This is a genomic window from Pseudomonas sp. 43A, from assembly GCF_013363935.1.
Lineage (GTDB): Bacteria > Pseudomonadota > Gammaproteobacteria > Pseudomonadales > Pseudomonadaceae > Aquipseudomonas > Aquipseudomonas crudilactis.
This window is the reverse complement of record NZ_CP054880.1, coordinates 5,003,232-5,015,870: the sequence shown is the minus strand read 5'-3', so window position 1 is coordinate 5,015,870 and position 12,639 is coordinate 5,003,232. Positions and strand designations below refer to the sequence as shown.

The 12,639-nt window shown below is 60.4% G+C and carries 8 protein-coding genes; 4 read left to right on the top strand and 4 right to left on the bottom strand.

The window, feature by feature from the left end; all coding sequences use genetic code 11:
* Window positions 1-11 precede the first annotated feature (11 nt).
* Window positions 12-776 (top strand): GntR family transcriptional regulator, encoded by a 765-nt coding sequence (locus HUW52_RS21875; protein WP_007918375.1) that lies wholly within the window; start codon window positions 12-14, stop codon window positions 774-776.
* A gap of 158 nt (window positions 777-934) precedes the next feature.
* On the opposite strand, the gene guaD is transcribed toward HUW52_RS21875, so the two are convergent.
* The 4 genes from guaD to xdhA all read right to left on the bottom strand — a co-directional run bounded on the left by guaD (window position 935) and on the right by xdhA (window position 7,075).
* The gene (guaD, locus tag HUW52_RS21870) at window positions 935-2,239 is read right to left on the bottom strand and encodes a guanine deaminase (RefSeq protein ID WP_175554891.1); all 1,305 of its coding nucleotides are present in this window, start codon (window positions 2,237-2,239) and stop codon (window positions 935-937) included.
* A gap of 13 nt (window positions 2,240-2,252) precedes the next feature.
* Complete coding sequence (gene xdhC, locus HUW52_RS21865; protein ID WP_034152856.1) at window positions 2,253-3,110, bottom strand: xanthine dehydrogenase accessory protein XdhC; 858 nt, start codon at window positions 3,108-3,110, stop codon at window positions 2,253-2,255.
* A gap of 118 nt (window positions 3,111-3,228) precedes the next feature.
* Window positions 3,229-5,628: a xanthine dehydrogenase molybdopterin binding subunit gene (gene xdhB / locus HUW52_RS21860; protein WP_175554890.1), complete on the bottom strand. Its 2,400-nt coding sequence runs from the start codon at window positions 5,626-5,628 to the stop codon at window positions 3,229-3,231.
* Window positions 5,621-7,075, bottom strand: a complete 1,455-nt coding sequence (xdhA, locus tag HUW52_RS21855) for a xanthine dehydrogenase small subunit (protein WP_175554889.1) — start codon at window positions 7,073-7,075, stop codon at window positions 5,621-5,623. Before xdhA ends, xdhB begins: the two co-directional genes overlap by 8 nt.
* Before the next feature lie 268 nt (window positions 7,076-7,343).
* On the opposite strand from xdhA, the gene HUW52_RS21850 reads away from it, so the two are divergent.
* The 3 genes from HUW52_RS21850 (at window position 7,344) to zipA (ending at window position 12,617) form a co-directional block, all read left to right on the top strand.
* Complete coding sequence (locus HUW52_RS21850; RefSeq protein WP_016985174.1) at window positions 7,344-8,003, top strand: GntR family transcriptional regulator; 660 nt, start codon at window positions 7,344-7,346, stop codon at window positions 8,001-8,003.
* Window positions 8,004-8,005: 2 nt separating this feature from the next.
* Window positions 8,006-11,494: a chromosome segregation protein SMC gene (smc, locus tag HUW52_RS21845; protein ID WP_175554888.1), complete on the top strand. Its 3,489-nt coding sequence runs from the start codon at window positions 8,006-8,008 to the stop codon at window positions 11,492-11,494.
* A gap of 259 nt (window positions 11,495-11,753) precedes the next feature.
* Window positions 11,754-12,617 carry a cell division protein ZipA gene (zipA, locus tag HUW52_RS21840; protein WP_016985176.1) on the top strand — a complete coding sequence of 288 codons (864 nt, stop codon included), beginning with the start codon at window positions 11,754-11,756 and terminating at the stop codon, window positions 12,615-12,617.
* The last annotated feature ends 22 nt before the right edge of the window (window positions 12,618-12,639 follow it).

Here is a 12,639-nt window from a genome sequence, read left to right as displayed (position 1 = left end):
CTCGAGTGCCCATGAACGAACAGTTGCAACCCCTCAAGAAACAACCGCGAGCAGGCAAAGCCGGCCGCAGCGGAACCCAGGACGATATTGTCTACGCGCATATCTTCGAGGCCATCCTCGAACAGCGTCTGGCGCCCGGCACCAAGTTGAGCGAAGAAGCGCTGGGGGAAATCTTTGGGGTCAGCCGCACCATCATTCGCCGCGCGCTCTCGCGTCTGGCCCATGAAGGCGTGGTGCTGTTGCGGCCGAACCGTGGCGCCGTGGTTGCCAGCCCGAGTGTTGAAGAAGCCCGTCAGGTGTTTCTTGCCCGTCGCCTGGTCGAACGCGCGATCACTGAGCTGGCGGTGCAACACGCCACCGCCGAGCAGATCGCCGAGCTGCGGCAGATGGTCAACGACGAGCGCGACAGCTTCTCCCGTGGCGATCGCGGCGCCGGTATTCGTCTGTCGGGCGAATTCCACTTGAAACTGGCGGAAGCGGCGATGAACGCCCCGTTGATCAGCTTTCAGCGCAGCCTGGTTTCGCAGACGTCGCTGATCATTGCCCAGTATGAAAGCGGCAACCGCTCGCACTGCTCGTACGACGAGCACACCCAGTTGATCGACGCGATCGAGAAGCGCGACGGCGAGCTGGCGGTGAATCTGATGATGCACCACATGGATCACATCGACAGCAAGCTCAACCTCGACGAGGAAGGCGCGTCGGATGATCTGCATGCAGTGTTCTCGCATTTGTTGCAGACCAAGAAGCCGGGGCGTCCTGCGGCCAAGCTCTAAGCTGATACCGAGTCGACCCCTTCGCGAGCAAGCTCGCTCCCACATTTGAAATGCATTCCCATGTGGGAGCGAGCTTGCTCGCGAAGGCGATCTGACAGGCAACAAAAAATCCCCCGGGGCTGAACACCTCCGGGGGATTTTTTTGTGCCTGTGAAAACTCAGCGCTGATGCACCAACGCCCCCGCCGCATACGTCTGCTGCACCGTGCGGTCATCACCCAGCGTCATCAACACAAACAACGTCTCGGCAATATTGTTGGCCTGCTTCAAACGGTAGCTCAGCAGCGGCGTCGCGTTGTAATCGAGCACCAGGAAGTCAGCGTCGGAACCCGGTTGCAGGTTGCCGATCTTGTCTTCCAGACGCAGCGCCCGCGCACCGCCCAGCGTCGCCAGGTACAGCGACTTGAACGGGCTCAGTCGTGCCCCTTGCAGTTGCATCACTTTGTACGCTTCGTTCAGCGTCTGCAGCAGCGAGAAACTGGTGCCGCCGCCAACGTCAGTGCCCAGACCGACATTGAGCTTGTGCTTCTCGGCCATCGGCAGGTTGAACAGGCCACTACCCAAGAAGAAGTTCGAGGTCGGGCAGAACGAGATTGCCGAACCGGTTTCCGCCAGTCGCGCGCATTCGTCGTCGCACAGGTGCACGCCGTGAGCGAATACCGAGCGTTCGCCGAGCAATTTGTAGTGGTCGTAAACGTCGAGGTAGCCCTTGCGCTCCGGGAACAGCTCCTTGACCCACTCGATTTCCTTGAGGTTTTCGCTGATGTGGGTCTGCATGTACAGATCCGGGTATTCGGTCAGCAGTTGCCCGGCGAGGGTCAGTTGTTCCGGGGTGCTGGTCGGTGCGAAACGCGGGGTCACCGCATAGTGCAGGCGGCCCTTGCCGTGCCAGCGCTCGATCAGCGCTTTGCTTTCGACGTAGCTGGATTCGGCGGTATCGGTCAGATAGTCCGGGGCGTTGCGATCCATCATCACCTTGCCGGCGATCATGCGCAGGTCGAGCTTCTCGGCCGCTTCGAACAACGAGTTCACCGACTGCGGGTGCACGCTGCCGAACACCAGCGCGGTGGTGGTGCCGTTGCGCAGCAGTTCCTTGACGAAAATGTCAGCGACTTCGTCGGCGTGGGCCTTGTCGCCGAACTGGCTTTCGCACGGGAAGGTGTAGGTGTTCAGCCAGTCGAGCAGTTGCTCGCCGTAGGCGCCGACCATGCCGGTTTGTGGAAAGTGAATGTGGGTGTCGATGAAGCCCGGTGTGATCAACGCGTCTTGGTAATGCTCGATTTCGATGTCCGCCGGCAGGGTCGGCAGCAATTCACTGGCGTGGCCAAGGGCGCTGATCTTGCCGCCATCGACCACCAGCAGGCCATCCTCGAAATATTCGTAGGAGGCTTCGATCCCGACTTCGGCGGGGTCGGCGATGCTGTGCAGGATGGCGGCGCGGTAGGCTTTGCGAGTCAGAGGCATGAGGGTTCTCTAATCAGTTTGAGGCTTTGAGTTTGGTGGCCTGACTGCGCCGCGAAACCGGCAGCAGTTTGGCAATCGGTTCGGCGCTGGCAGTCTGCTGGCCGAAGTTGGCGTTATAGGTGGCGATGATTTCGCCGGCGATGGAGATGGCGATTTCCACAGGCAGCTTGCCTTTGACTTCGCCGATGCCCATCGGGCAGCGCATGCGTTGCACGACGCCGCTGTCGAAACCGCGATCACGTAAACGGTGTTCGAACTTCGCGCGTTTGGTCTTCGAACCGATCAGGCCGAAGTAGGCGAAGTCGTTGCGCTTGAGGATCGCGGCAGTGAGTTCAAGGTCGAGCTGATGGTTGTGGGTCATGACGATGCAATAACTGCCGGCGGGCAGCTCATCGATTTCGTCCACAGGCTCTTCGGCGACGATTTTACGCACGCCGTGGGGGATGTGTTCGGGGAATTCGGCCTCGCGCGAATCGATCCAGCGCACCCGGCAGGGCAGGCTGGCGAGCAGCGGCACCAAGGCGCGGCCAACGTGGCCGGCACCGAACACGGCGATTTGCGCCTGCACCTGGCCCATCGGTTCGAACAGCAACACGGTGGCGCCGCCGCAGCACTGGCCCAGGCTGGCGCCGAGGCTGAAGCGCTCCAAGTGGGTGTCCTGCTTACCGCTGGCGAGCATCTCGCGGGCGATCTGCATGGCTTTGTATTCCAGATGCCCGCCACCGATGGTGTCGAAGCTCTGGTTCGCGCTGATAACCATTTTCGAGCCGGCGTTGCGTGGCGTCGAGCCGAGTTCTTCGATGATCGTCACCAGAACGCAGGGTTCGCCCTGATTCTGCAGGTCGGCGAGGGCGTCGATCCAGTTGTACATAGTTCACCCCTACAACATCGTTGTCTGTTCGGGCCTCTTCGCGAGCAGGCTCGCTCCCACAGGGGAATGCATTCCAAATGTGGAAGCGAGCCTGCTCGCGAATGGCCGCGCCTCGGTCCTAGAGCGGAGCCAACTCGGTTTCAGCTTCAACGGCTTTCACCGCTTTCAACTGACGCATCTGCTCGCAACCCCACAACACCCGCTCCGGCGTCGCCGGCGCATCGATCTGCGGCTGATGCTTGTAATCAGCGAGGCTCGCCACGGCATCCTTGATCGCGCACCACGAGGCAATCCCGAGCATGAACGGCGGCTCACCGACAGCCTTGGAATGGAACACCGTGTCTTCCGGGTTCTTGCGGTTTTCCACCAGTTTCACCCGCAGGTCGAGCGGCATGTCCGCCACGGCCGGGATCTTGTAGCTGGCCGGGCCGTTGGTCATCAGCTTGCCTTTGTTGTTCCAGACCAGCTCTTCCATGGTCAGCCAGCCCATGCCCTGGATGAAACCACCCTCGACCTGACCGATGTCGATGGACGGGTTCAGTGAGGCGCCGACGTCATGAAGAATGTCGGTCCGCAGCATCTTGTACTCGCCGGTCAAGGTGTCGACGATCACTTCGCAGCACGCCGCGCCGAAGGCGAAGTAGTAGAACGGACGGCCACGCGCCTGACTGCGGTCGTAGTAGATTTTCGGCGTCTTGTAGAAGCCGGTGCTCGACAGCGACACCTGATTGAAATACGCCTGCTGGATCAGCGCTTCAAAGGTCAGGATATGGTCGCGAACACGCACGTGGCCATTGTGGAACTCGACGTCTTCTTCAGTGACTTTGAAGTGACGCGCAGCGAATTCGATCAGACGTTTCTTGATGATTTCTGCCGCGTTCTGCGCCGCTTTACCGTTAAGGTCAGCACCGCTGGACGCCGCTGTTGGCGAGGTGTTCGGCACCTTGTCGGTGTTGGTCGCGGTGATCTGCACGCGATCGATTTCAACCTGGAACACTTCGGCCACGACTTGCGCGACTTTGGTGTTCAGGCCCTGACCCATTTCCGTGCCGCCGTGGTTCAGATGGATGCTGCCGTCGGTGTAGATGTGGATCAAGGCGCCTGCCTGGTTCAAGAAGCTCGCGGTGAAGGAAATACCGAATTTCACCGGGGTCAGCGCCAGGCCTTTTTTCAGGATCGGGCTGTTGGCGTTGTAGCGACGGATCGCTTCGCGGCGCTCGTGATACTGGCTGCTTTCTTCCAGTTCGGCGGTCATTTCCTCGAGCATGTTGTGCTCGACGGTCTGGTAGTAATGGGTGACGTTGCGTTCGGTCTTGCCGTAATAGTTGGCCTTGCGCACGGCGAGCGGATCGAGTTGCAGGTGACGGGCAATCGCATCCATCACTTCTTCGATCGCGACCATGCCTTGCGGGCCACCGAAACCCCGGTAAGCGGTGTTCGACGCGGTGTTGGTCTTGCAGCGGTGACCATTGATGGTCGCGTCGCCGAGGTAGTACGAGTTGTCCGAGTGGAACATCGCCCGGTCCACGATCGACGCGGACAAGTCCGGCGAGCAGCCGCAGTTGCCGGCCAGGTCCATGTTGATCCCGTGCAGGCGGCCGGTGCTGTCGAAGCCGACGTCGTATTCGACGTAGAACGGGTGACGCTTGCCGGTCATCAGCATGTCTTCGACGCGCGGCAGGCGCATCTTGGTCGGCTGGCCGGTGAGGTGCGCGACCACTGCGCACAGGCACGCCGGGCTCGCGGCTTGAGTTTCCTTGCCACCGAAACCACCGCCCATGCGGCGCATGTCGACGACGATTTTGTTCATCGACACGTCAAGCACTTCGGCGACCAGTTTCTGCACTTCGGTCGGGTTTTGCGTCGAGCAGTAGACGATCATGCCGCCGTCTTCGGTGGGCATCACCGAGGAGATTTGCGTCTCCAGATAAAAGTGTTCCTGACCGCCGATGTGCAGCGTGCCTTGAATGCGGTGTTCAGCGGTTGCCAGTGCGGAAACCGAATCGCCGCGCTGGTGAGTGTGGCTGTCGAGCACGAAGTGGCGTTTGCGCAAGGCTTCAACCACGTCGAGCACAGGTTCGAGGTCTTCGTATTCGATGATCGCGGCCATCGCGGCTTTGCGCGCGGTTTCCAGGTCTTTCGCCGCGACGGCGAGCACCGGTTGACCGACGAATTGCACATTATCGATGGCCAGCAGCGGGTCGCCCGGCATCAACGGGCCAATGTCTTTCAGGCCCGGCACGTCTTCGTGGGTGATGGCGATGCGCACGCCTTCGAAGGCGTAGCACGGCGAGGTGTCGATGCTGATGATTTTCGCGTGGGCGCGGTCCGACATGCGTGCATACAGGTGCAGCTGATTCGGAAATTCCAGGCGGTCATCGATGTACTGCGCTTCACCGGACACGTGCTTGGCGGCGCTGTCGTGCTTGACGCTGCGGCCGACACCGGAAGTCAGGTCCTTGGCGAACAATTCAGCCAGTTCAGCTTGAGTTTTCTCTACGCCGTGATGGTTAGACATAAGCGGTCACCCGAGTCTCGATGTGCGGTGTTTGCAGTTCGATGAAGTATTTGCGCAGCAGGTTCTGCGCGCTGAGCAGGCGATATTCCTTGCTGGCGCGGAAGTCCGAGAGCGGGGTGAAATCTTCCGCCAGTGCGGCGCAGGCGCGTTCGACCACGGCGTTGTTGAACGGCGCACCGATCAGCGCGGTTTCACAATGGGTGGCGCGTTTCGGGATCGCAGCCATACCACCGAAGGCCATGCGCGCATCGGTGATCACGCCGTTTTCGACGCGCAGGTTGAACGCGGCGCAGACGGCGGAGATGTCGTCGTCCAGACGCTTGGAGACTTTGTAGGCGCGGAACAACTGTTCAGCCGTGGCGCGCGGCACGATGATCTTCTCGATGAATTCACTTTCCTGACGGGCGGTGACTTTGTAATCGATGAAATAATCGTCGAGGTTCAGGGTGCGGCGGGTTTCACCTTTGCACAGTACCACCTGCGCGCCGAGGGCGATCAGCAGTGGTGGCGAGTCACCGATCGGCGAGGCGTTGCCGATGTTGCCGCCGAGGGTGCCCTGGTTGCGGATTTGCAGGGAAGCGAAGCGATGCAGCAGTTCGCCGAAGTCCGGGTACTCGGCGTTCAACGCTTCATAGCAGTCGGAGAGGGCGGTGGCGGCACCGATTTCGATGCGGTCTTCGAAGGTGTCGATGCGCTTCATTTCCGCGACGTTGCCGACGTAGATCATCACCGGCAGGGTGCGGTGGAACTGGGTGACTTCCAGTGCCAGATCGGTGCCGCCAGCGAGCAGGCGCGCTTGTGGATACGCGTCGTAGAGATCGGCCAGATCAGCGACAGTCAGCGGCACCAGGCAGCGTTTGTCGCCGCTGTTGAGTTCGCCGATATCGGTCGGCGCGATGGCTTTCAGGCGGGCGATGGTGTCCGCTTCGCGGGCATCGAACTGATCCGGTTGCTTGCCGCAACAGGATTGCTCGGCAGCCGCCAGAATCGGCCGGTAGCCAGTGCAGCGGCAGAGGTTGCCGGCCAGCGCTTCGTGAGCCTTGGCGTGATCCGGTGCATCGCTGTTCTTTTGCAGGGCGAAAAGTGACATGACGAAGCCGGGGGTGCAGAAACCGCACTGCGAGCCGTGGCACTCGACCATGGCTTTCTGCACGCTGTGCAGTTCGCCTTTGTGTTTGAGGTCTTCGACGCTGATCAGTTGTTTGCCGTGCAGTGACGAAACAAACGTCAGGCATGAGTTGAGGCTGCGATAGCGAATGTGTTCGCGGCCAGCGTCATCCGTTTGCAACTCGCCGACCACCACGGTGCAGGCGCCGCAGTCACCGCTGGCGCAACCTTCTTTGGTGCCGGACTTGCCCACGTGTTCACGCAGATAATTAAGCACAGTCAGATTCGGGTCCAGGGCGTGCTCGCTACGGAGTTCCTGGTTAAGTAAAAACTGGATCACGGAAGGCCTCGCAGACTCATTATTGTTGTTAACCGACGTGAACCGAATTTAGCAGGTCTGACTTTTCGGTCAATGGTTTTCTGACTTAAAGGTCAGGAAAAAGCATTTCGTCGATCAACAACGTGTCTATTCAGTATTGACCCTCATTGGATCCCCTGCTTTTTTGCGGGATTCGTGCCAAAAACCGCTGAGTGGGCACTCCGCCATGACCGTGCATTTGCGCTACACTGCGCCGCCTGTGCAGATCGATAGAGTTTGAAGGACAACCATGACGTTCAAGGCGCCGGACAGCCTCGCCGAGCAAATCGCTCACCACCTCGCCGAACGCATCATTCGTGGCGAAATGAAGCCGGGAGAGCGCATCCAGGAACAGAAGGTCACGCTGGCATTGAATGTCAGCCGCGGCTCGGTCCGCGAAGCCTTGCTGATCCTCGAACGCCGCCACCTGATCGCGATCCTGCCGCGTCGTGGTGCGCATGTCACCGAACTGACGCCGCACAAGGTGCGGAGCCTGTGCACGCTGATGAGCGAGCTGTACATTTTGCTCGGCAACTCGGTGGCCAATGGCTGGCAAGTGCAGTCGGACATGGCGCCGTTCGTGCAGATCCAGCAGCGCCTGACCGCCAGCTACGAGCGTCAGGACATTCGCAGCTTCGTCGACGACAGCTTCAGCGTGATGCGCGCCGCTTATCCGTTCGCCAACAATCCGTACCTGCAAGAGACCGTCGAGAACCTGCAACCGGCCATGAGCCGCGCCTACTTCCTCGCCCTCGAACAGCGCAAGGCGGAAATGAGCGAGTTCCTCGAACTGTTCGAACGCCTGCTGGCCGCCGTGCTCGCCCGTGATTTGCCGCAGATCCGTATTGTGCTGACGGCGTATGCCCAGCGCAGTTGCGATCTGGTGGTCTCCGCCCTGACGGTTGCCTAAGCGTGCGGCTCAAGTGCATCAAACTGGCGGGATTCAAATCCTTCGTCGACCCGACCACGGTGAACTTCCCCAGTAACATGGCGGCGGTCGTCGGGCCGAACGGTTGCGGCAAGTCGAACATCATCGACGCCGTACGCTGGGTGATGGGCGAGAGTTCGGCGAAGAACCTCCGTGGCGAGTCGATGACGGACGTCATCTTCAACGGCTCGACCAGCCGCAAACCGGTGAGTCAGGCCAGCATCGAGCTGGTTTTCGACAACTCCGACGGCACGCTGCTAGGCGAGTACGCGGCCTACGCGGAAATCTCCATTCGCCGCAAAGTCACCCGCGACAGCCAGACCACGTATTACCTCAACGGCACCAAATGCCGTCGTCGCGATATCACCGATATCTTCCTCGGCACCGGTCTGGGCCCGCGCAGCTATTCGATCATCGAGCAGGGGATGATCTCCAAGCTGATCGAATCCAAGCCCGAAGACCTGCGTAACTTCATCGAAGAAGCGGCCGGCATCTCGAAATATAAAGAGCGCCGCCGCGAGACTGAAAACCGTATCCGCCGCACCCACGAAAACCTCGCGCGTCTGACTGACCTGCGCGATGAGCTTGAACGCCAACTCGAACGCCTGCACCGCCAGGCCGAGGCCGCCAAGAAGTATCAGGAATTCAAAGCCGAGGAGCGTCAGCTCAAGGCGCAACTGTCGGCGTTGCGCTGGCAGGATCTCAACGATCAGGTTGGCCAGCGCGAGTCGATCATCGGCACCCAGGAAATCAGTTTCGAAGCCTTGGTCGCCGAGCAGCGAAACGCTGACGCGGCTATCGAACGCCTGCGCGACGGTCACCACGACCTGTCCGAACGCTTCAATCTGGTGCAGGGGCGCTTCTATTCGGTCGGCGGCGACATCGCCCGGGTCGAGCAAAGTATCCAGCACGGCCAGCAACGTCTGCGGCAGTTGCAGGACGACTTGAAAGAAGCCGAGCGCGCCCGCCTGGAAACCGAGTCGCACCTGGGCCACGACCGCACGTTGCTGCTGACCCTCGGCGAAGAGCTGGACATGCTCGTGCCCGAGCAGGAAGTCACCAGCGCCGCCGCCGAAGAAGCCGCCGCTGCGCTGGAAGATTCCGAATCCGTCATGCACGGCTGGCAAGAACAGTGGGACGCCTTCAACCTGACCGCCGCCGAACCGCGTCGTCAGGCCGAAGTGCAGCAGTCGCGCATCCAGCAGCTGGAAACCAGCATGGAGCGTCTCGCTGATCGGCAAAAGCGTCTCGGCGAAGAGCGCGCGTTGCTCTCGGCCGATCCGGAAGACGCGGCGATCATGGAACTCAACGAGCAGCTCGCCGAGTCCGAAGCGACCCTCGAAGATTTGCAGACCAGCGAAGAGGCGCAGGTCGAAAAACTCGAACAGCTGCGCCAGGAATTGCAGCAAGCGCTGACCGCGCAGCAACAGGCGCAGGGTGATTTGCAGCGCCTCAATGGTCGTCTGGCTTCCCTTGAAGCTCTGCAGCAAGCCGCGCTCGACCCAGGCACCGGCACCGCCGAATGGCTGAAGGAACACAACCTCGCCGAGCGCCCGCGTCTGGCCGAAGGCCTGAAGGTCGAGGCCGGTTGGGAGCTGGCGGTAGAGACCGTGCTCGGCGCCGATCTGCAAGCGGTGCTGGTCGACGACTTCAGCGGCTTCGATTTGTCCGGGTTCACTCAGGGCGATCTACGCCTGCTCAGCCCGGCCAGCGATGGCGTGCGCGTCGCCGGCAGTTTGCTGGACAAGGTCGACGCGCAGATCGATCTGTCGCCGTGGCTCGGTCAGGTCAAACCGGTCGATAGCCTTGAACAGGCCTTGGCTTTGCGCGGACAGTTGAGCGCTGGCGAGAGCCTGATCAGCCGCGACGGTTACTGGGTCGGTCGGCACTTTTTACGCGTACGACGGGCCAGCGAAGCGGAAAGCGGCATGCTCGCCCGTGGCCAGGAAATCGAAGCGCTGCACCTCGAACGCGAAGAGAAAGAAGCCACGGTCGAGGCCATGGAAACCCGTCTGCAAACCCTGCGCGCGCAACAGCGTCAGCAGGAAAACGGCCGCGAACATTTGCGTCGTTTGCTGCAAGACGAAGCACGTCAGCAGGGCGAATTGAAAGCGCAGTTGTCGGCCGGCAAAGCCAAGGCCGAGCAACTGACCTTGCGCCGCACGCGTCTCGATGAAGAACTGGTCGAGCTCGCCGAGCAACGCGAACTCGAGCACGAACAAGTCGGCGAAGCGCGCATGCAATTGCAGGAAGCGCTGGATGCCATGGCGCTGGACACCGAGCAGCGCGAGTTGCTGCTGGCCCAGCGCGACAGCCTGCGCGAACGCCTCGATCGTGTGCGCCAGGAAGCGCGCCAGCACAAGGATCACGCCCATCAACTGGCCGTGCGTCTTGGCTCGTTGCGCGCGCAGCACGATTCCACGCGTCAGGCCCTTGAGCGCCTGGAAATGCAGGCAGAACGCCTGACGGAAAAACGCGAACAGTTGAGTCTGAATCTGGAGGAGGGCGAGGCACCGCTGGAAGAGCTGCGCCTGAAACTTGAAGAACTGCTCGACAAGCGCATGACCGTCGACGAAGAACTCAAGACCGCGCAGATCGCCCTCGAAGACGCCGACCGCGAATTGCGCGACGCGGAAAAACGCCGGACTCAGGCCGAGCAGCAATCGCAGCTGATTCGCGGCCAACTCGAACAGCAGCGTATGGAATGGCAAGCGCTGACCGTGCGCCGCAAGGCCTTGCAGGATCAACTGCTCGAGGACGGCTACGATCTGAATGGCGTGCTCGCGACATTAACCGCGCAAGCCAGTGAACGCGAAGCCGAAGAAGAACTCGAACGCATCAACGCGCGGATTCAGCGCCTGGGCGCGATCAACCTCGCGGCCATCGACGAATACACGCAACAATCCGAGCGTAAACGTTATCTGGATGCGCAGGACGCCGATCTGGTCGAAGCGCTGGAGACCCTCGAGAACGTCATTCGCAAGATCGACAAGGAAACCCGCAACCGCTTCAAAGATACCTTTGATCAGATCAATGGCGGTTTACAGGCACTTTTTCCAAAAGTTTTCGGTGGTGGACGGGCGTATTTGGAACTGACGGGCGAAGATCTACTCGATACAGGGGTAACGATCATGGCGCAGCCGCCAGGGAAGAAGAACAGCACCATCCATTTGCTCTCCGGCGGGGAAAAAGCCCTGACCGCACTGGCACTGGTTTTTGCCATCTTCAAATTGAACCCGGCGCCGTTCTGCATGCTCGATGAGGTTGACGCGCCACTGGATGACGCTAACGTTGGACGCTACGCACGCTTGGTCAAAGAGATGTCGCAGACCGTGCAGTTCATCTATATCACCCACAACAAGATTGCCATGGAAATGGCCGAGCAGTTGATGGGCGTGACGATGCATGAACCGGGTTGTTCGCGACTGGTAGCCGTGGATGTCGAGGAGGCGATGGCGATGGTGGACGCCTGAGCCAGCGTGGTGTCGGAAAGGTAATTGAGGGCTGTAGGACTTTTTTACCGGGTTCGACTTGCTGGCCAATCGACATATTCGTGCAAGCCAATGAGACAGACGGTGTAAAGTTGTCTTTGGTCGTGCTAGTTTAATGTCAATTTTTCGTATACGTGGGCAAAACGCCTGTCAGAACATAGAGTTGGCGCCACGTTTTAAAGCGGTTTGCACAATGTAAACCCCTTATTTTTCAGCATTTTTTATAGAGGCACGGGATTACATGGAAATCGGTCTGCGCGAGTGGCTGATCGTCATCGGCATCATTGTGATAGCCGGTATTCTTTTCGATGGCTGGCGCCGTATGCGCGGCGGCAAGGGAAAACTGAAATTCCGTCTTGACCGAAGTCTGTCCAACCTGCCGGACGAGGACACCAGCGCTGAGCTGTTGGGCCCGGCCCGTGTACTGGATACGCATCAAGAGCCGCAACTGGATGAACACGACCTGCCGTCGGTGAGCATGCCGGCCCGCGAAGCACGCGAGCCTCGCGAGTCCGGCTCGAAACGTGGCAAGCGTGGCGGCAACGGCCCGGCTCAGGGCGACCTGAACCTCGACCTGGATCTGGACGGCGGCCCGAGCTTCAGCAGCCGTGACGACGATTTCGTTGAAGGCACCAAGCCAGCGCCGGCGCCGGTCGACAAAGACCAGCCGCAAGCCGAAGAAGTCTTGGTCATCAGTGTGATCTGCCGCGACGCTGCCGGCTTCAAAGGCCCGGCGCTGTTGCAGAACATCCTGGAAAGCGGTCTGCGTTTTGGCGAGATGGATATTTTCCACCGTCACGAAAGCATGGCCGGCAACGGTGAAGTGCTGTTCTCCATGGCCAATGCGGTCAAGCCGGGCATCTTCGATCTGGACGACATCGACCATTTCAGCACCCCGGCGGTGAGCTTCTTCCTCGGCCTGCCCGGCCCGCGTCATCCGAAGCAGGCTTTCGACGTGATGGTGGCCGCAGCCCGCAAGCTGTCGCAGGAATTGAACGGCGAGCTGAAAGATGACCAGCGCAGTGTTCTGACCGCGCAGACCATCGAGCACTACCGTCAGCGCATCGTTGAATTCGAACGCCGCGCCCTGACCCAGAAGCGCTGATTGAAAAGATTGCCTCGCTATA

Coding starts and splice junctions, on each gene's coding strand:
- xdhC (WP_034152856.1), bottom strand. CDS start 3,110: ATGTACAACTGGATCGACGCCCTCGCCGACCTGCAGAATCAGGGCGAA.
- guaD (WP_175554891.1), bottom strand. CDS start 2,239: ATGCCTCTGACTCGCAAAGCCTACCGCGCCGCCATCCTGCACAGCATC.
- xdhB (WP_175554890.1), bottom strand. CDS start 5,628: ATGTCTAACCATCACGGCGTAGAGAAAACTCAAGCTGAACTGGCTGAA.
- HUW52_RS21850 (WP_016985174.1), top strand. CDS start 7,344: ATGACGTTCAAGGCGCCGGACAGCCTCGCCGAGCAAATCGCTCACCAC.
- HUW52_RS21875 (WP_007918375.1), top strand. CDS start 12: ATGAACGAACAGTTGCAACCCCTCAAGAAACAACCGCGAGCAGGCAAA.
- zipA (WP_016985176.1), top strand. CDS start 11,754: ATGGAAATCGGTCTGCGCGAGTGGCTGATCGTCATCGGCATCATTGTG.